16 protein-coding genes and 2 pseudogenes are annotated in these 18,419 nt (G+C 44.1%); 10 read left to right on the top strand and 8 right to left on the bottom strand.

Annotation, left to right across the window (positions count from 1 at the left end):
* Positions 1–91 precede the first annotated feature (91 nt).
* Entirely contained in the window at positions 92–1,291 is a 1,200-nt protein-coding gene (locus BCU07_RS14490; protein ID WP_102428897.1) for an enolase C-terminal domain-like protein, read from the top strand.
* A 222-nt stretch (positions 1,292–1,513) separates the two neighbouring features.
* Here the strand turns inward: BCU07_RS14490 and BCU07_RS14485 are convergent, their stop codons facing one another.
* Entirely contained in the window at positions 1,514–2,221 is a 708-nt protein-coding gene (locus BCU07_RS14485; RefSeq protein WP_086775952.1) for a GntR family transcriptional regulator, read from the bottom strand.
* A 277-nt stretch (positions 2,222–2,498) separates the two neighbouring features.
* Here BCU07_RS14485 and BCU07_RS14480 point away from each other — a divergent pair.
* Together BCU07_RS14480 and BCU07_RS14475 are read left to right on the top strand one after the other, a co-directional pair.
* A pseudogene (locus tag BCU07_RS14480) lies at positions 2,499–3,121 on the top strand (HAD family hydrolase).
* A 37-nt stretch (positions 3,122–3,158) separates the two neighbouring features.
* Positions 3,159–3,353 (top strand): hypothetical protein, encoded by a 195-nt coding sequence (locus tag BCU07_RS14475; protein ID WP_017072485.1) that lies wholly within the window; start codon positions 3,159–3,161, stop codon positions 3,351–3,353.
* On the opposite strand, the gene BCU07_RS14470 is transcribed toward BCU07_RS14475, so the two are convergent.
* On the bottom strand, positions 3,350–3,916 hold the full coding sequence (locus tag BCU07_RS14470) for a sugar O-acetyltransferase (RefSeq protein WP_102321248.1): 567 nt from the start codon (positions 3,914–3,916) through the stop codon (positions 3,350–3,352). The two genes, BCU07_RS14475 and BCU07_RS14470, sit on opposite strands and share 4 nt — an antisense overlap.
* A 118-nt stretch (positions 3,917–4,034) precedes the next feature.
* Complete coding sequence (gene add / locus BCU07_RS14465; RefSeq protein ID WP_017061091.1) at positions 4,035–5,033, bottom strand: adenosine deaminase; 999 nt, start codon at positions 5,031–5,033, stop codon at positions 4,035–4,037.
* A gap of 126 nt (positions 5,034–5,159) precedes the next feature.
* On the opposite strand from add, the gene BCU07_RS14460 reads away from it, so the two are divergent.
* Together BCU07_RS14460 and BCU07_RS14455 are read left to right on the top strand one after the other, a co-directional pair.
* Entirely contained in the window at positions 5,160–6,107 is a 948-nt protein-coding gene (locus tag BCU07_RS14460) for a LysR family transcriptional regulator (RefSeq protein ID WP_017061092.1), read from the top strand.
* Positions 6,108–6,288: 181 nt separating this feature from the next.
* Positions 6,289–7,047, top strand: a pseudogene (locus BCU07_RS14455) (glutathione synthase); the annotation flags it as partial.
* A gap of 85 nt (positions 7,048–7,132) precedes the next feature.
* Here the strand turns inward: BCU07_RS14455 and BCU07_RS14450 are convergent.
* Entirely contained in the window at positions 7,133–7,906 is a 774-nt protein-coding gene (locus tag BCU07_RS14450) for an AraC family transcriptional regulator (protein WP_102428899.1), read from the bottom strand.
* 97 nt (positions 7,907–8,003) lie between these two features.
* On the opposite strand from BCU07_RS14450, the gene BCU07_RS14445 reads away from it, so the two are divergent.
* The 4 genes from BCU07_RS14445 (at position 8,004) to BCU07_RS14430 (ending at position 12,193) form a co-directional block, all read left to right on the top strand.
* Positions 8,004–9,137, top strand: coding sequence for a multidrug effflux MFS transporter (locus BCU07_RS14445; protein WP_102428900.1), 1,134 nt, complete (start codon positions 8,004–8,006; stop codon positions 9,135–9,137).
* Positions 9,138–9,292: 155 nt separating this feature from the next.
* On the top strand, positions 9,293–9,811 hold the full coding sequence (locus BCU07_RS14440) for a TetR/AcrR family transcriptional regulator (protein ID WP_065583851.1): 519 nt from the start codon (positions 9,293–9,295) through the stop codon (positions 9,809–9,811).
* Entirely contained in the window at positions 9,808–10,863 is a 1,056-nt protein-coding gene (locus tag BCU07_RS14435) for an alcohol dehydrogenase family protein (protein WP_102428901.1), read from the top strand. The genes BCU07_RS14440 and BCU07_RS14435 overlap by 4 nt, the downstream gene beginning before the upstream one ends.
* A gap of 235 nt (positions 10,864–11,098) precedes the next feature.
* A complete protein-coding gene (locus tag BCU07_RS14430) occupies positions 11,099–12,193 on the top strand; it encodes an HDOD domain-containing protein (protein WP_102428902.1) in 1,095 nt (364 codons plus the stop codon).
* Positions 12,194–12,289: 96 nt separating this feature from the next.
* Here the strand turns inward: BCU07_RS14430 and BCU07_RS14425 are convergent, their stop codons facing one another.
* The 4 genes from BCU07_RS14425 to BCU07_RS14410 all read right to left on the bottom strand — a co-directional run bounded on the left by BCU07_RS14425 (position 12,290) and on the right by BCU07_RS14410 (position 16,910).
* Complete coding sequence (locus BCU07_RS14425) at positions 12,290–13,810, bottom strand: SgrR family transcriptional regulator (protein ID WP_102428903.1); 1,521 nt, start codon at positions 13,808–13,810, stop codon at positions 12,290–12,292.
* 10 nt (positions 13,811–13,820) lie between these two features.
* The gene (locus BCU07_RS14420; RefSeq protein ID WP_102428904.1) at positions 13,821–14,831 is read right to left on the bottom strand and encodes a Gfo/Idh/MocA family protein; all 1,011 of its coding nucleotides are present in this window, start codon (positions 14,829–14,831) and stop codon (positions 13,821–13,823) included.
* 113 nt (positions 14,832–14,944) lie between these two features.
* Positions 14,945–15,844 carry a homocysteine S-methyltransferase family protein gene (locus BCU07_RS14415; RefSeq protein ID WP_102428905.1) on the bottom strand — a complete coding sequence of 300 codons (900 nt, stop codon included), beginning with the start codon at positions 15,842–15,844 and terminating at the stop codon, positions 14,945–14,947.
* 109 nt (positions 15,845–15,953) lie between these two features.
* A complete protein-coding gene (locus BCU07_RS14410) occupies positions 15,954–16,910 on the bottom strand; it encodes an integron integrase (protein WP_102428906.1) in 957 nt (318 codons plus the stop codon).
* A 347-nt stretch (positions 16,911–17,257) separates the two neighbouring features.
* Between BCU07_RS14410 and BCU07_RS14405 the strand changes: the two genes are divergently transcribed.
* A complete protein-coding gene (locus BCU07_RS14405; RefSeq protein WP_065622837.1) occupies positions 17,258–18,394 on the top strand; it encodes a hypothetical protein in 1,137 nt (378 codons plus the stop codon).
* Positions 18,395–18,419 lie beyond the last annotated feature (25 nt).

The raw sequence follows: 18,419 nt of genomic DNA, 5'->3' as shown, positions 1-18,419 counted from the left end.
ACCAATTATTTTTACGAAAAATTAGCGCTTGAAATGTGGTTTTTAAAGCGGTTAGATAATAGGAGTTGACTTAAGTTTAGGTTATTTAATTGTGAAAGAAACTATTATATCTGATATCCATTGTATTATTACTAAACCAGACAGACACAACCTCATTACCGTGGTAGTTGAAACGAATGAAGGCGTGACAGGGTTTGGTTGTGCGACATTCCAACAAAGACCGCTTGCTGTAAAAACAATGGTCGATGAATATTTAAAACCTATTCTTATTGGTAAAAACGCCAATAATATTGAAGACTTATGGCAAATGATGATGGTCAACGCTTATTGGCGAAATGGCCCTGTTATCAATAATGCAATTTCCGGTGTTGATATGGCACTGTGGGATATAAAAGCCAAATTAGCGGGTATGCCGTTACATCAATTATTTGGTGGTAAGTCTCGTGATGCTATTCCTGTATACACACACGCGACTAGCGACACAATGGAAGGTATTTATGAGCTGGTGGAATCTTTCCTAGACAAAGGCTACAAGCACATTCGTTGTCAGCTTGGTTTCTATGGCGGCGTTCCAACCGATTTGCATACCACTCAAAATCCGACTGAAGGCTCGTACTACGACCAAGATCAGTACATGGACAATACTCTAACGATGTTTAAGTCGTTGAGAGAGAAATATGGTAACCAATTCCATATTCTTCATGATGTTCATGAGCGCCTATTCCCGAATCAAGCGATACAATTTGCCAAAGAAGTCGAGCAATATAAGCCTTACTTCATTGAAGATATTCTGCCGCCAAATCAAACGGAATGGTTGGATAATATTCGTAGCCAAAGCTCAGTTTCATTAGGTTTAGGGGAGTTATTTAATAACCCTGAAGAGTGGAAATCACTGATTGCTAACCGCCGCATTGATTTCATTCGTTGTCATGTTTCACAGATTGGTGGTATTACCCCAGCCCTGAAACTAGGCCATCTATGTCAGAACTTCGGTATTCGTATTGCATGGCATTGTCCACCAGATATGACGCCAATTGGTGCAGCGGTAAACACGCATTTGAATGTGCATTTACACAATGCCGCCATTCAAGAACATGTCGAGTACAACGAGAATACGCACAAGGTATTCCCGAACGCTGCAGAGCCAATTAATGGCTACTTATACGCTTCTGAAATAGCAGGTATTGGTGTTGAAATCGACCGAGAGGTTGCAGCCGAGTTCCCTGTTATGTATCGCCCCCACGAGTGGACTCAAAGTCGCCTTCCTGATGGCGCGATTCACACTCCATAACTCATCGAGTTAATTAAAATGGCCGCTTAAAGCGGCCATTTTTTTTGACTAGTATTAATTACTCAATTAAATTTATCAAAGGTCTATAATTTATTTTTAGTTAGCAAGATTGTAACTAATAAATATTTAAGTACAGTTATTAACTGATAGGCTATTGATTGTAAATACTTAACTGGGTTAGTTATTTAAATTAACTAAAATGGTGGGCATCTAAATAAATTATTACTTCTTATCTCGGAAGCTCATGCTCTCACTGTTAAAAGGCGTGTGGTAGGTGCATTGGTAGTTGATGTCGATGATGTCGCTGACGATGAACAGTTCACCCGATGCTAAGAAACCTCGGTTGGTGATATTCATCGCCGCCGCATTTTTTTTGCAGCCGAGCAACTCCGCGTCTTCTTTAGATACGTTGATCGCTTGATACGTCGTTAAGTAGCTATCGATCTGAAGACCTTTCGCCAATGCATGTTTCTGGATTGAGCTTTCAATGATCTCGGCATTCATCTCTGGGAAGACACTGACAGGGATCTTGGCTTCTTCAATCTGAACTACTTTGTTGTTAATCAATCGAAGCCGTCTAATTTTCCAGATGTAGTCATTGTCGTCTAAAGAAAAAATCTGCTGTTCGTGGTTATCGGGTAGCGCTTTATTCAGTTGGAGCTTTTTATAAGAGATCTCTTCAAAACTGTTTTCAGTAATGGAGTTGTACACCAGTGGTGTACCAATGAGAGAAGTGTTGACGAAGTAACCAGAACCCACCTTAGATTTCACCATGCCAATAGCCTCTAGCTTGGCTAGCGCTTTTCGAATAGTAAATCGAGATAATCCATATATTTCAGACAGTTCTCTTTCCGCGGGAAGCTTATGATTGATACTGTTTTGACAGATCTTGCTCACAATATCTTGGACAACTAACTCGTACTTTTTCATAGATCAATAACTTTAAAGTGTATTCACTGTGACTAAAGAATAGTGAACTAAATCAGGGATTCAGTACGCTCTGAATGACTCATAATTGTAACATAGAAGGTTAAGTGGGTGATGATAAATAGGGTTAGTTAGGGGTACTAGTGACCACCTTTTGCGCTGACTTGATTACATCTTGTGATTCTAGTCCTCATTTTGTAAAACAAGATTATGAACTTTAACGTGCGGCATTTAATGTCTGTGTTGTTGCTATTTTAAGTGACTAATTCAGGAGTAGGGTATGAGTTCGAATCAAATCAAAATGTCGTATTTGATGTGGGCAATGTCATTGTGCGTTGGGCACCTCTGGAAATTGCCCGGCTTACTTTTGGTGATACTGAAGAATTGGAGTCTCGAGCTCGTTCTATTTTTCAAAGTACGATTTGGATGGATTTGAACAAAGGGTTCTTGACCGAAAGTGAGGCCAAGCTTCGTTATCAACAAGAACTCGACTTGTCCCCGTTAGAGTGCGATCGCCTGTTCTATTACGTTAAGCAAACGCAGATCTTATTGCACGGTTCAGTTGAACTCATCGAGCGAGTAAAGTCTGCAGGTTATGGTGTGTACGCGCTTACCGACAATGTGGTCGAGATTGTTGAATACTTAAAAAATACTTATCAATTTTGGGCGTTGTTTGATGGTGCGGCAGTCTCCGCTGAGCTTGGTATGCTTAAGCCACAACCTGAAATCTACCAAGAGCTTTTATCTAATTATGGGCTCAAAGCTTCAGAAACGGTCTTCATTGACGATATGCCTTATAACGTTGAAGGTGCGAGATCTGTGGGTATGGCTGCTATCCAGTTTACCGATGCCGTTCAGTGTGAAAACAGCTTGCAGGCGCTTGGCGTTAATTTATTAGATTGACACCTTGGCGAGTGAGTTAAATTTGAGGGTGTAGTAAATGAAAAGATACCCACCTAAGTCTATCGTTGCATTCTTGTTTTTGACTATATCAGCGCTGGTTTTAGTTGCGGCTGTCGTGCTTCAAATTCGCGGTGAACAAGCGTGCGATAAAACAACGCTGATAATTAGATTAAGAGCCATGCTATTGAAACATCGCTCTTTTTTAGATTTGGATACGCGCTTTCTTGTTTAATCGCGAGTTTGTTCGGCATTCAAATGCCGAATCAACTTGGCTGGAGTGCCGCCGTACAGGCAATCTGGTGGTACATCACTGTTAACCACTGAGTTCGCTGCGATAACAGAGCGAGCGCCAATCGTAACGCCTTGGTTGATGACTGAGTTTCCACCAATCCACACATCGTCTTCGACTGTGATAGGTAGGCAGAAAGTTTCCCACTTACGGCGGCTGAGATAATCCAGTGAGTGGGAGGCTGTGTAAAACTGGGCACTTGGCCCTATCAATACATTGTTACCAATCTTGATATTCGCGCCATCAAGCATCACCACGTTCATGTTGATAAAGGTGTCGTCACCGATCTCGATGGTTTTGCCAAACTCGCAATGAAAAGGAGGACGGACAACGCTGCTTCCTACTTTACCAAACAGATTAGCCTGAAGACTTGGCAGTTGAGTATCGTCTGAACATTGATTCAAGTCTGATAGCGCCTTGCTGGCGTGAGTGCGCATGTGGTCTACCTCATGGTCTGCGCCATCAAAAATCTCGCCGGACAGCATTTTCTCGAGTTCTGTTTTCATTGTTTGCATCCCATTCGTCAACATCGATATTAGAATACGGATAATTGGACATAAAAAAAGAGAAAAGCCTAAGCCTTTCTCTTCCTGTTTTTCTACTTAGCAATCAAGATTGCTCAAATTAGATTTGCTCAACGAAACCCATTAGGTGCTGTTTCACTTCGTCTGAAGCAAAAGCGCTCTCTACAGAGTACTTGTAGATCTCTGCGTAGTCTTCTTGTGTTAGACCGAACGTTTCACATACACGCTTCACTTCGTTAGTCATGGTTGTGTTCGACACAGTGCGGTTGTCTGTGTTGATCGTTACAACGATGCCGTCTTTCTTGAATTCAGCAATTGGGTGGTCGCTGAATTTGTGAATACATTTAGTTTGCACGTTACTTGTTGGGCAAGTTTCAAGCGCAACCTGCTTCTCTTTAACGATGTTGTACGCGTCTTCGTTACCTTGGATGTGGACACCGTGGCCGATACGCTCAGCGTCAAGCAGTGTGACTGCATCGTAAACGTTCTGACCATGCCATTGCTCACCTGCGTGAACCGTCACACGGTAGCCTTGTTCAATAGCGTATTGCGTGTACTCAGGGAATTCAGCGCAGAAGCCCGGCTTTTCACCGCCTGCAATATCAAACGCAACCACGCCTTTACCAAGGTATGGTTTACCAGCGTCGATTACATCTTTGATTGAGTCTTTCGGGAACATACGAAGTACAGACATGATGTAGTTGCCCTTAATGTCGTATTTCTCTTCTGCACGCTTCATGCCTTTAACCGCACTTGCGATGATTGCATCAAGAGACAAGCCCTTGTTTACGTGAAGAATCGGTGCAAAACGAACTTCTAGGTACTTAACGTTTTCTAGTGCTGCGTCTTCGTAAAGCTCAAAAGAGATACGCTCAATCGCTTCTTCCGTTTGCATCACTTGCAGTGGCAGGCTAAAGCAAGCTAGGTACTCATCAAGGTTTTTGCAATCTTCAGGCACTGTTAGAGACTTTACTACCGCTTCACGGTCTTCTGGAAGTTCGATTCCGTACTGTTTCGCCAGATCAATAATGGTGTCTGGACGAACACTTCCGTCTAGGTGGCAGTGCAGATCAATCTTAGGGAGTGCTAGAAAGTTCATGAGTATTCCTTAGGTCTATTATTTTTTGAGTTATTAACTCATAGGTTACATGGGCTTAAATTAACAAGTTTGTGATATGATTTAAAGTGACATAAAGTCATCATTAATCTGAATCTAAGGAATATCATGGTAGATGTTAAAAGCTTACTCAAATGTGATATGAATTTACTGCTGTGTTTACACGTGTTGCTTGAAGAGCGCAGCGTGAGCAAAACGGCAGAGCGATTGTTCCTTAGTCAGTCTGCGGTGAGTAAACAACTCACTAAGCTGCGTTCTTTGTTTGACGACCCTTTGTTTGAACGTGAGTCAAAAGGCCTGTTTCCAACACCGAAAGCCACCTCTTTAGCGCCTAAAATTCATCAAATCCTTCTGCAAGTTGAACAGCTAACCGTGCCGGACATTTTTGAGCCGAAAGACAGCGAACGTACTTTTAATATCGATCTTGTTGAAACCGCTTATACCGCGATTTACCCTAAATTTATGCCTAACGCGCTAGCAGATGCGCCGAACATTACGGTAAACAGCACTACTTGGAGCAGCGAAACCTTTAAGCGCTTACTAAAGCGTGAGGTCGATTTCGGGATTGGAATTTTTGAGCTCGATGAAAGGGCTAGCACCCACATTCAAAATATCCCTGCCGAGCTAAACCACGTCGAGTTGCTGCAAGATTACTCTGTGTGCTTGATGCGAAATGATCACCCAGTACTTCAAGAAGAGTGGAATCTGCAAGCCTTCCTTAAATACCGTCATATTCAGTTGGTGACCGGTGGCGTTGGCGACTGGTTGCTACTGGAAATCTTGCAAGCCAAACAGCTTCAAATTAACAAAGCCGCCAACGTGTCGGACATCACCAGCGCAGTAAAGCTGTGCAAACAAAGCGATTTGCTGATGTGTTATCCGTACAACTCGGTTCGTGACTATATTGAGAGTGGCGAACTGGTGATGAAGCCGATTCCTATTGAGTTGGTTCCCGGTGGTTTGTTTTTGCTTTGGCACCGTTACTTTGATTCTGAACCAAGCCACAAATGGCTTCGCGACCTCATAGTCAATAAGACCCAAGAACCTCAGCTGTAAACCGCGAGCTACGATGATCAAAACGGCGAAATAAGTTTTTTAAATTTATTTCGTCTTTTTAGAATGAGCATTGTCTTATTACGGGTGCCAAATGCCCGCCAAGAATGAGATATCTAAATGAATCCAATGCCATCGATTCCGCAACAAGTCATTGAAGATGCTTGTGAGTGGGCAATTATGCACGGTTCGTCGCACCTTTGAACAACTGAGTTGTCAGCTTTCATCGGGTGATAACCAACGTTTGTTATTGCAAGATGTCGGCGCGGTTGATGTGGTGTACCTAAGAGCGGGCTACCAGTATTCAGATTATTGGGCTCCAGAGCTAAATGAATCGGTGTGTTGCCATACGTTAAGTCAGACTCGCTTGTTTATGGAGCAACACCATGTCGCAATGAACGCGACTATCAGCCAGCAATTAGCGACCAGCAAAACCATGCAAATGCTGCTGACCATGATGTCAGCAGCAGAATACGCCCGCTGGGGTTTAACGCGAGAAGAAGCCGAACTGGTCAAGAGTGTTCTGGCTGATATGAAGCCTATCACCAATGAAGCAATTGAATGGTTTAACACACAAGCTGATAAGCAAGAATGGGTGCTGAAAAACCAAGGTGAGGGCGGTGGTCATTGTGTCTTTGGTGACGACATCAGCGAACAACTGAGCCAGCTTAAACCAGAAGAGTACGACGCGTGGGCATTGATGCAGCGCTTGTACCCGCATGAACGTGACGTGCCGACCATTGCAGTGCGTGACACTCACCAAACGCTCGTGACAGACTTAGTCAGCGAAGTGGGTTTGTTCACCGTTTACTTCAAAGGTGAACCAGTAACAGAGCTAGACGGCTACGCGGGTTGCTTGATCCGCAGTAAACCTGCCAGCGAAAATGAAGGTGGAATCCACAGTGGCAAAGGGATTCTCGATTCGTTGGTGTTGATTGATTAGTTGAATCGGCATTAAAAACCAGAACTCATGTTCTGGTTTTTTTGTATCTGAGCTAAGTAAAACTTCAGAGTTTGGATAACAATAATCACGCTGCTAACTTGGTAAAGGCCAACGGGGTTTGTCCGGTTTGCTGTTTGAAAAAGGCGATAAACGCACTGTTAGATGAGAACTCTAGCAAATGTGCCACATCACCGACTTGTCGGTTTTCTGAGAGCAGTTCAATCGCTTTAAACAAGCGCCATTGCTGTCGCCACTCTTGGTAAGTCATGCCTGTTTCGGCTTTGAATAATCGAGTAATCGTTTTGGTGCTTGCGCCAACCGAGTTCGCTAATGTCGAGAGGGCTGGGGCAAGAAAGGAAGCGGTTCGGACTTGTTTGCAAAAGCTTTTAAAGCGGCGATCTGTCGGTAGTGGCAAGATAAACGAGTGTTGGTTAGCACTGTAAAACTCTTCCCAGAATAGGTTGGCGGTATTGGTGGTTTGCTCGCGGGCAACATCCCAATCCCAGAAAGCCATCTTATTGATCAGGGCTTTTAAAAGCTCATTCACTTCCACAATTTCAATCGCTTCTGGGCAGGTGTAAATACTGCTATCAAAATAGAGCGACCGATAAGCAACCACATTGGTCATCTGCGCGCGATGTTTGGTATAAGGCGGGATCCACACGGCTTTAGTCGGCGGCAAAATGCAAATGGCGTTTTCTAAGGTCAAGGTGATGCAACCCTGCGGAGCATACAGCAACTGTCCTTTTACGTGGTGATGTATTCCTGAATCATGCTGACCTAGCTCTGCCGCAATCCCTATTACGGGCGCAGGTAAGCTGTCTGCATCAAACTCAATCGTTTCGCTGATTAATGCCATTTGTCCTAATCTTGTTGTTTTTGGTTTTAATGTTGTTAACGAGCCAAGGTTAGTTTCCCCTAGACTCCTCGTCAAGTTCACTGGTCTTGGAAAAATGATGAAAACAAAACCTTCTTTATGGCAAATGGTGCTATTGCTGATGTTCCCTCAAATCGCAGAAACCATCTATAGCCCGACTCTGGATTCAATATCGAAATCCTTTGATGTGAGTTACGCACAAGCGGCGCAAACCCTCTCGATCTACTTCTCAGCGTTTGCGCTCGGTGTTGTGGTATGGGGCATATTGGCAGACAAATGGGGGCGTCGACCAACCATGTTACTGGGCATGGGGTTATTCGCCTGTTCAGCACTTATTGCTATGCAAACCGACAGCTTTACGTGGTTGATGATAGCCAGAGCCATGGGTGCTTTCGGGCTTGCGGTGGGCTCGGTGGTGACACAAACCATGTTGCGCGATGCCTTTAGCGGCGCGGAACTGGCCAAGGTGTTTGGTTACATGGGGATGGGGCTGTCGATTAGTCCAATCATCGGGCTGCTTCTTGGCGGTCAACTAAGCCAAGCGGGCGGGCATCAATATGTGTTTATTGCCTTGTTTATTATGGTGTTAGCGTTGTTGGCACATAGCCTATGGTCATTGCCTGAAACGCAACAATCTAAGCAGCCATTGCAGTTAAAGTCACTCAGTATTCACATGATCAAAGATAGCAATATATGGATGTCTGCGTTGCTGGTTGCGTCGTTCAATATTGCACTGTTTTCCTATTATCAATTGGGTTCATTTGCCTTCATTCAACTTGGATTTAGCGTTGAGCAGTTTGGCTACAGCGGCATTGTGCTTGGGTTCGGGACTCTGTTGGGAAGCTTGGTGAACAAGACATTGTTGAAGAGACAAGTGTCTTCAATGTCTCTGATTGGTATCGCAGCAGGGCTTCAAACATTAGGTGCGGTGGGTGTGTATTTTTCACAACACACGATCTGGTTCTTGCTTCCAATGATGTTGGTGGTTATGGCGTTTGGCATTGCGATTCCCAATGTATTGAGCCGAGCGTTGGTACGTTACCAATCTCAAGCAGGAAGTGCAGGCGCACTGTTTGGTTTGATGTATTACACCTTGATCGGCTCAGGGCTCGCTTTAGCGGGAATGCTCCAAGATCTAGGTGTAGTGTTGGTACTTTGTGGCGCGTTATCTGTTCTGGTGACGATACGCAGTCGACTCCAGCTTAAACGCTAAGTCTCTCATCTGTATTGATAAATTCCGTGTCCTGTTTGGCGCGGAATTTATCATTTCTTGGTTTGTAAATTTGGATATTGACAGGGGTAGAGTGATCGTTCTACTCTGTAGGTAGAACAATCATTCTACCCTTTGTCGGGTATTGAGAGAGCACTATGTTGAGAGAACAGATTGCAGCAAGCTTAGAGGTGGCATTTAGCCAGCAAGGTTTTGCTGAGCCGAGCGTTGCACAGCTGAAAACGGCGTGCGATGTAAGCCTAAGAACCTTGTATAAACATTTCCCTTCAAAAGAAGCGATGATCGTTGGTGCCTTGGAATATCGACACCAACGCTACTTAGATTTCTTGTTGGAAACGTCGCCTGAAAAGGGGCTCGCATCGGTTACTCATATCTTCAACAAGCTCCAACAATGGTTAGAAGAGTATGCGCCACATGGGTGCATGTCGATGAATGCGATGGCCGCGTTTCCCGATAATGAGCTTATCAGCCAAGCGGTTACACAGCATAAAGAACAAGTTCGTTTGCTAATAGGCAAGCAGAGCCTGCGAGAGGATCTCGCGACACCACTGTTTTTACTTCATGAAGGCGTATCAAGCGCGTGGCCAGTATTAGGCGAAGAAGCGGTGGCATCAGCACAGAATATGGTGACAAAATTACTCGAGGAAACACGATGAAATTCGAACTACCGAAAACAATGAAAGGCGTAGAGATGTTGGGTCACGGTGGAGCAGAAATGCTTGGCTACCGCGGAGATATCGCGGTTCCTCAAATCGAACCTAATGAAGTGCTGATCAAAGTCATGGCTGCAGGCGTTAATAATACTGACATCAACACGCGAATCGGTTGGTATGCAAAAAGTGATGATTCAGACGATGCCAGTTGGTCGGGTGAAGCGCTAAAGATCCCTCGTATCCAAGGTGCTGACGTGTGTGGTTTTATCGTGGAAGTCGGCAATGAAGTCTCAGTTGACCGTATTGGTGAGCGTGTTCTGATTGAGCCTTGTTTGACCGAGGTTTATGGACGAGATCTGCCACAGCCATGGTATTTCGGATCTGAATGCGATGGTGGTTTCGCTGAATACACCAAAGTAGCAGCTAAGCACGCTTACGCGGTGAACAGCACCATGTCGGATGTTGAGCTAGCGTCTTTCCCATGTTCTTACTCAACAGCAGAGAACATGCTAACTCGTGCCAATGTGGCTGAAGGTGATCGCGTGCTTATCTCAGGTGCATCGGGCGGTGTGGGCTCTGCGGCTATTCAACTAGCAAAAGCTCGTGGCGCGTATGTTATTGCCATCACTAGCCCAAGCAAGAACCAACAGTTACTTGAACTTGGCGCAGATGAAGTGATTGCCCGTGATGCAGATTTGGTTAACGCGCTAGGCGAAAGCAGCGTGAATGTGGTTATCGATTTAGTCGCCGGTGATAAGTGGCCGGAATTCCTTGAAGTGCTGAAACCACATGGCCGTTATGCCGTATCAGGCGCGATTGGTGGCGCTATGGTTGAGCTTGATGTTCGCACTTTATATCTTAAAGATCTCAGCTTTTTTGGTTGCACAGTTTTAGAACCACAAGTATTCCAGAACCTAGTCAACCGTATTGAGAAGCAGCAGATTGGCGCCATCGTCGCAGAGTCTTATCCGTTAGCCGATATTCATAAAGCGCAAGATGAGTTTTTAAAGAAAAAACACGTTGGTAAGATCGTGTTGGAAGTGGCAGAGCGCTAGTTTTAGTCAGCTTCACGGTTTAGATTTATGTAAGAGCGAGCCAGTATCATGTGCTCGCTTTTTTGTTTCTGGCGAATGCTGGCGGGCTCAGTCTTGCAACCCGTTGAGTAACAGATCCTATACAGCTGAAAAGTTAATGATTCATTTATCATTGTGTGGTTTATGAATTAACTGTGCGATAATTACCGCCATTATATATCCCGAACTGTTTGATAATCATCTAGGAGCCGTATTGATGTTTAAAAGGGTATTGCAGGCACTATTCTCACCTTTTGTTTATTCAAAAAACAAACCCTCTGCAGAGCCTGCCCAACAAGAGCAACAACAAACCGTTGCTACTGATTCTGTTCAGTCTTCAATCTTTGTTCCGCCTTCGTCAGCTCAACCATCATCATTAATCGTCGATAAGACGCTTAGCCTTCACGATGGTGAGTTCCTTGATTATTTGTTTGGAGAGTCTCGCCTTCGAACGGAGTCAGACCCATTTAGTGATTTTGTCGCTTGCCAAATCGAACGTTTGATTCGCTCTCCAAAAGCCCTGCTTAATGAACTGCCAGTGATGCCAGCCTCTGTAACCACGTTAATGGCAGAATTACAGAGTGATGAGTTTGATGTCGATGCATTGTTAAGAGTGATTGAGCGCGAGCCGAGTATGGCTGCCGATGTGATTAAACTGGCAAATAGCGCCTTTTACAAACGCAATGAAAAACAGGTTACCGACCTAAAAACAGCATTCTTAAATATGGGTTCTCAAGGGCTCGTTGAAGGGGTGGTGAATAGCTACATGAAGAACTTCACGCCGGGGAACAATATTTACTGGCGTCACTTCGGTGAGAAAATTTGGAATCACAGTGTTCAAACCGCGTCGTTTTCTAAGGAGTTGATGAAAGACTCTTCATCTCAAGAAGATCAAGCAGCGGCATACTTTGTTGGGTTGATTCGCAACTTAGGCAAGATGATCATTTTCCAGATGATGGTAGAAGCCTTCAAGCATGTTGATCCTTCTTTTCCACCTAACTCGTTAGCATTGAAGCGCCTGATGAACAGCTACTCCATTCGCCTGACTTACACCATTGCTAAGTTCTGGGAACTGCCAGAATCAGTGTTGACCGCGATTGGCTACCAAGAGTCGAGCCGATACGAATGCACACCACTTGGTCAAGCTGTGTTTGAAGCTAACTACTTGAGTGAGCTGTGCTATTTACTGGAAGAACAAACGATTGAAGTCGAGCAATTTAAGCGCAGATGCAAAGAGACACTGATGTCTCCGGCTGCATACAAAGTGGCTAACCGTATCTATAAAGAGTCTGAATTATCGCTAGTGAGCTAACCCTTAGCCTATTCGACCTACGCTGTGACTGAACATAATGATTGGTTGCAGCTTGGTTGGGCTAGGTTGTGAAATACATTCAGCTACGAAATACGCTTACAAATGGCTAATCCACAGCTTGTCGAGTTCGCACCAACCGAAACCATTCACTTGTGCGCCGTGTATCTTTTCAGAAACCTCTAAGTTGAACGCCTCTTGCTTGAGCTCAACCACAACTCCAGATTCATGCAACCAATGCCGAAGCACCAACAGTGCATTCATTGCTAACTCAAAGTTGGGCTGGTTTGTTATTGAGGCTAAGCCTTGTTCGATTGTCTCTAGCATCTCAGAAGGTAAAGTTAATTCCTCAAACGGGAAGCGAGTGAAAAAGCTTAACCACGAAGTGAAGGTGTCGTTCTCATCAATAATACTGCACAGCGCGACGTCTTTGGTAGTTAGGTAGTGAGTTAGGTAGTGCCCATATTCCACGCTGGTTTTGTGGTCGCCAGACACTGACAACTGATCGAAAAGGGTTTGGCATTCAGAGGTGTCTTCAACGGTGAACTCACGAACGGCTTTCGACAACGCTGGGTTTTGAATCTTGAAGAAGGTTGAGCCGAAATCCGGTTGGGAAGCATGGTTATCGCAACGCACTGTGGTCGTCTTTTCGGGCAGTTTCACGCACACCTGATTTTGAGCGCAGGCTTTGCTCTGTGCCCATTCTGGATAGACCCACAACTCGACTCGATTGAGAATCGGCGTGCTTTGTGAATACGCGTTATTGCGGCTCAATCTCAACATCTTGCTCGAGAAAATGTCTAATGAGAACGCGCCAGAACCAATCAGCCTATCAGTCGGTGATGAGGGATCAAATACGGAGGCTTCAGTTCTGGCAAGTAGGCGTGGTAAATGCCAATCAGGTTGATTCAGTTTCACGACAACCACATTGCCTGCCGCGATAGAGACCTCATCAATATGCTGATAACAACGACGCCATATTTTGCTTTGGCAGAGCGAGTTAAGGTTGCGCGCTATGTCTTGAGGTTCGAGTGTTCTTCCGTTATGAAACTGAACACCATTACGAATTTGAAAGTGCCACTGTGTCGCATCTTGATTAGGCTGCCAATGATAAGCCAGATCGCCGCTGAGTTTGCCGTGCTGAACGGTGGTAAGGCGTTGGCAAACTTGCATCACTAGGAAGCGTTCGGTGCGTCTAAGTACTCGTTGAGGGTGAAGAGCCTCGAGCTCTCGGTGAAACGGGATGTACGCGATATTCTGCGTCGACGGATTGGTATTGCTTAGAAAGGCTTGCAACTCAGTGCCAGCATTGCGGCCGTTGAAGCTCAAGGTGCTAAACACCTGTTCTATGTTGCCTGCGTCAGCTTGGGTTTGTGCGTATTGGTAACACGCCTCAATGGGTTCAACCAGACACGTGAGTTGTGCCTTCTTGCTGCGGCCTGAGCTAGCTTGCCACTCAATCCAGCCTTGTGCTGTCATCGCTTTGAGTAAGGTCTGAACGTGACGTTCACTCACGTGCAGCAGTGTGGCCAGTTGGTTGACCTGACAGTGTGATACTCCAGGCCCAAAAGCCTGAAATATCTTTTCATACAGTTCAAGCTTACGCTTAAGGTTGCCCAATTTGCTTTTCCTAACGACGAGGTTGAGTTAAATGTGAATAGCCAGAATCAATCAGTGCGTTTTCCATCGTATCGAGAACTCGAGAGGTTATCTCTGAGCTCAGGATATTCGATTCAGTTTTGCCTTGAAGCACCAAATCTGAAAAATGGTCGATTTCAAACTCGAATCCATTCCCTGTCACTCGGTAGTTAATGGTCGACTTTTTGCCTTGATGTTCAATCTCAATAAAGGCCGGATTCCACCATTTTTCGTGAATGGTGATTTTGGTTTCAGGTCCACTCAAGTGTGCTGATCGGGGAAGGTTTTGCACTGTTGATGCCGATATCTTACCGCTTATATCACCAGAGAATGTAAAGCATGCATTGGTATCAACATTCGCTCCCTCATAAAGACACGACATCTCTACCTGAGGTTTTGAAGGGTTTACACCCAGCGTTCGGCACAGATCGTAAAAGAACCAAAGCCCATAGACCCCAACATCGAGTGTTGCTCCGCCTGACAAATCCGGATTGAAGATAAACAAATCGGGCTCATAGTCATGATGGTTACCAAAGCTGGCTTCGATTGAATCTATCTGAATGTTGTTATCGACCAAGAATGATTGGAGCTCACGATATGCGGGAAACACCACGGTTTTCATTGCTTCTAACAGCATCACGCCATTTTGCTTCGCGAGAGCTTTCATCTCAAGCCAGTCAGCAAGGTTGGTAAAAGCCGGCTTCTCGACCAATACATGTTTTTTATTCTTTAGAAACAACTCAGTGAGTGGCTGGTGGTATGGGTGAACCGTAGCGATGTAAACCGCTTCAACACTTGGGTCATTCGCCATCTCTTCATAAGAACCATAAGCCTTGTCGCAAGCAAACTTGTTGGCGAACGTGGCTGCGCGTGAGTGATCTCTGGCGGCAACCGCATCAAGCTCACCATGCAGAGAGTGCTCTGTGACTGCGGTTGCGAATCGATTGGCGATATTGCCTAGCCCTGCGATGCCCCATTTTATTTTGCGTTGCGTGTCGCTCATCTGTTGCTCCAAATCGTTGTTTTGTATCAGTGTACTCAGAGACGTCACATACAAATAGAGAACAGATTTCTCAACCTGTTCTCTATTTATTTTATTCTAGTTGAAGCTCAGGATTAGCTCTGTATTGAGTGTTTCCAATCGGCTAGGGCTTTAATGTGTTTTGGCCCGATGCCACAACAGCCACCGATAATATTCGCGCCCAGTGCGTGCCAGCGTTTAGCGTAAGTTAAGTAACCTTGGCCATCCAGCTCACGCATCTCCTGAAACATATCATTCGCTTCATGTTCGTTGCTGATAGGCGCAAAATTGTTGGCATAGACACCAACTTCTAAATCACTGCCTAGCTCATCGATCACTTTCTTGGCATCGATAATGGCTTGATCCATCACTTCAGGCACTGAACAGTTAAACATAATGCCTGTCGCGTTTGATTGGCAGGCAAGTTTGATGGCGTCTGTTACGCTCTCGCCAGAACGAATGTTGGCAAAATCGCCCTTGGTATCTTCTAAACTGAATGCGTAGTAACACGGCTTATCTGACTGCTTAAGAACCGCATGAATGGATTCGAACTCTTGCAGGCTGCAGATGGTTTCCGCTATCCAAAGATCGATGTTTGGATCCTGGGTATCGTAAAGCGTTTGAATGATTGGCGCTGCCTCTTCTACCTTAAACAAGTCTGGTCGGTAGCTGCCAAATGGCGGTGGAATCGCGCCCGCGACTTTCACTGTGTGGGTAGCATTGTCTGCAACTGCTTTAGCCAGCTCACCAGACAGTGTGGCTAGTTCAAAACCGCGTTGCTCGAACAGCTCTTCACCCAAGTGAAAAGGCACACAGGCGTAGCTATTGGTGATTAGGATTTCAGCACCTGCATCGACAAAGTTTTGATGTGCTTGGCTGACAAATTCGGGTGCTTCAATCAGCGCTTGAGCACTCCAAAGCGGTTGAGAAAATGGCGCGCCAATTTCTTTGAGTTCTCGGCCCATGCCGCCATCAAGTATGGTTAGTGTTTTCATATTTAATACTATCTAAAACAGTTGCTGAAGTTCTGCCGTCACCATATCAGACAACCTTGTCAGACAGAAGCCATCAAGCCAAGGTTCAACTATCGATGAGGGAGTTTCGTTATAAGCCGTCTAGCGGGCTAGTCGTGCCACTAAAGTGTTGCCCAATAACGTGAGTGTAAATCTGAGTTGTCTTAACATCACTGTGCCCCAGTAGCTCTTGAACCGTTCTGATATCGGAGCCTGACTTTAGAAGTTGCGTAGCAAAACTGTGCCTGAAAGTATGACAACTAATTCGCTTGTGGCGCAATTTATTAGAGTTAGTCGCCTTCTTCAGCGTTTTTCGGAGTACCGAATCATGTAGGTGGTGTCGGCATACGATCCCCGACTCAGAGTGTTGAGTGACGGATTTTGATGGGAATAGGTACATCCAAGCAAGTTGTCGATAGGCACTAGGGTATTTTTTACCTAATCGGTGAGGCAAAGATGGCCCAAACCCATTCAAGTTATCTTTAGCGAGCAGAACTGCAACTTGTGAAATTTTGTCTTGTATAGCTTCAGTGAGTGAAAAACTTAAAATTGTCACTCGGTCTTTATTTCCTTTCCCATTGTGAACAGTGAGATACCCTTGTTTTAGATCTATATCTTGTACTCGAAGCCTCAGGCATTCCGATACTCTCAAACCTGAACCATACAACAAGCGAAAAAACAGTTGATATTTAGGATCTATTTCATTGATCACCGAGATAGCTTCCGCATGATTGAGTACGCTAGGAATTTTTCGAGACCGAGTCGCATAGCTAAACCCTAAGTCTCCTAGAGGTTGCTTAATAAATTGATTGTATAAATAGGCTAGAGCATTGAGAGCTACCTTTTGAGTATTGATGGCTACTTTTTGTTGATTAGCTAAATGAGAAAGAAAGGAGACAACTTCAGCGGCATGCATCTGTTCAGGGTGTTTAAGCTTATGAAAATGAATGAAGTATTTTATCCAGTAACAGTAGGCTTTGATTGTCTTGCGACTATAGCCTCGCATCGTCATATGTTCGCAAATTGCCTGCATGAATTGACTCGCCATATATTCCCCTCACAAAATCTGTACATACAGACAGTTTATTGCTTGTTGAATAATTAATGACTTAAAAAAGAGTGGTTTTTAACTCTGATTGAGCACGAATTTAACGAGAGGCTTATTTTAAATTATTGATTATACTGCAGATTTATGGGTGGTTAAGAATGAGGCCGAGCGTTACATAGTCGGCAATATGTGCTTGCACGTTTTCACACTTATTGTTTAGACCCACTTTTATATTAAATGCATAGCATTCAGTTGGTTATGAGTGACCTTTTTGATATGTTAAGCGGATGGATTCGTGCTTGCACAATATTAAAATGTTAGCTTCCCCAGTAGTTTAGAGGTAATAAATGGACGAGAGTATCAGTGGTGTTTTATCGTATTGGAATTTAAAAAAATTTCATTCAGAAGATAAACCGTTATCTATATTAGAATTTCCGTTGTATACAGACTCACACATAGTTGGTGAATTGAAAGATGGAAAAAGCCCTTATAAATTCTTGAATATGATAGCTAACTTTAATAATCAAGAAGTAGTGAAAGATGCGCTAACATTAAGAATCAATTGGTATATAGATAATAGAGCTAGTTATAAAGTTCAAACTGATACCACAAGATATCATGGTGGTTGGGTTACTGATGAATTAGCTTCGCTAATCTCATTAAGGTTAGGGATTAGAGTTAAAGCTGGAGAAATGACACGTTCATTTGATTGCTATTCAGATGACCCTTTAGGTAGTCCTTGCTCAACTCGGGAGAAAGCTCCACAAATTAATATCAAAGTGCGAGGTGCTATGTTACCTAATGCTGTAAAAACAGTCGATATTGCTGAGGTTGATAATATACATTTATTAGGTGAGTTAAGTGAGTGCGAATATATTGCATTAGTTCGTTCAGCTCGAATGTACCAAGAAGCACTTTGGGTCGCAGAGAGTGAACCTGAGCTTGCTTGGTTAATGTTAATTTCGGCAGTAGAAACAGCAGCTAATCATTGGTCTTCAGAAAAGGAGTCTCCAGTTGAAAGGTTAAGATCTGCCAAACCTGAACTTGCTAAAATATTATTAGAAAGCGGGGGGGAAACATTACTCCAAAATGTAGCTCTTGAGATCGCTCCAACATTGGGAGCAACAAATAAATTTATTAAATTTTGTCTTCATTTTATGCCGAAAGAACCAGAAAAAAGACCGATTGACTGTTATAAAGTTAATTGGTCTAAAACTGGCTTTAAGGTTATATTAAATAAATTGTATGGTTATAGGTCCTCAGCGTTACATGGAGGTATTCCATTTCCTGCGCCACTTTGTACTCCTCCAGAACTTATATCGCATGATAGTTATACAGAAAAAGGCGGTACAGGTTTAGCTACGCATACATTAGGCGCAAGTTGGGAAAGTAAAGATCTTCCTATAACAATGAATACATTTAATCATTTTGTTAATGGTGTTCTAAATAATTGGTGGTGTAGCTTATTGCGTTCAGGAAGCTAACAATCGCATCAACACGATTTGCTAC

Origin of the sequence: Vibrio sp. 10N.261.54.E10, assembly GCF_002877735.2 — a bacterium.
Classification (GTDB): domain Bacteria; phylum Pseudomonadota; class Gammaproteobacteria; order Enterobacterales; family Vibrionaceae; genus Vibrio; species Vibrio crassostreae_C.
Note: the sequence above shows the minus strand (reverse complement) of the source record. Positions and strands in the feature narration are given on the sequence as shown.

Bases quoted from the DNA above. Each gene is read 5' to 3' on its own strand.
- BCU07_RS14430 (WP_102428902.1), top strand. From the start codon at position 11,099: ATGTTTAAAAGGGTATTGCAGGCACTATTCTCACCTTTTGTTTATTCA.
- BCU07_RS14475 (WP_017072485.1), top strand. From the start codon at position 3,159: ATGAAAAGATACCCACCTAAGTCTATCGTTGCATTCTTGTTTTTGACT.
- BCU07_RS14410 (WP_102428906.1), bottom strand. From the start codon at position 16,910: ATGGCGAGTCAATTCATGCAGGCAATTTGCGAACATATGACGATGCGA.
- add (WP_017061091.1), bottom strand. From the start codon at position 5,033: ATGAACTTTCTAGCACTCCCTAAGATTGATCTGCACTGCCACCTAGAC.
- BCU07_RS14470 (WP_102321248.1), bottom strand. From the start codon at position 3,916: ATGAAAACAGAACTCGAGAAAATGCTGTCCGGCGAGATTTTTGATGGC.
- BCU07_RS14445 (WP_102428900.1), top strand. From the start codon at position 8,004: ATGAAAACAAAACCTTCTTTATGGCAAATGGTGCTATTGCTGATGTTC.
- BCU07_RS14440 (WP_065583851.1), top strand. From the start codon at position 9,293: ATGTTGAGAGAACAGATTGCAGCAAGCTTAGAGGTGGCATTTAGCCAG.
- BCU07_RS14435 (WP_102428901.1), top strand. From the start codon at position 9,808: ATGAAATTCGAACTACCGAAAACAATGAAAGGCGTAGAGATGTTGGGT.
- BCU07_RS14485 (WP_086775952.1), bottom strand. From the start codon at position 2,221: ATGAAAAAGTACGAGTTAGTTGTCCAAGATATTGTGAGCAAGATCTGT.
- BCU07_RS14420 (WP_102428904.1), bottom strand. From the start codon at position 14,831: ATGAGCGACACGCAACGCAAAATAAAATGGGGCATCGCAGGGCTAGGC.
- BCU07_RS14405 (WP_065622837.1), top strand. From the start codon at position 17,258: ATGGACGAGAGTATCAGTGGTGTTTTATCGTATTGGAATTTAAAAAAA.
- BCU07_RS14415 (WP_102428905.1), bottom strand. From the start codon at position 15,844: ATGAAAACACTAACCATACTTGATGGCGGCATGGGCCGAGAACTCAAA.
- BCU07_RS14460 (WP_017061092.1), top strand. From the start codon at position 5,160: ATGGTAGATGTTAAAAGCTTACTCAAATGTGATATGAATTTACTGCTG.
- BCU07_RS14450 (WP_102428899.1), bottom strand. From the start codon at position 7,906: ATGGCATTAATCAGCGAAACGATTGAGTTTGATGCAGACAGCTTACCT.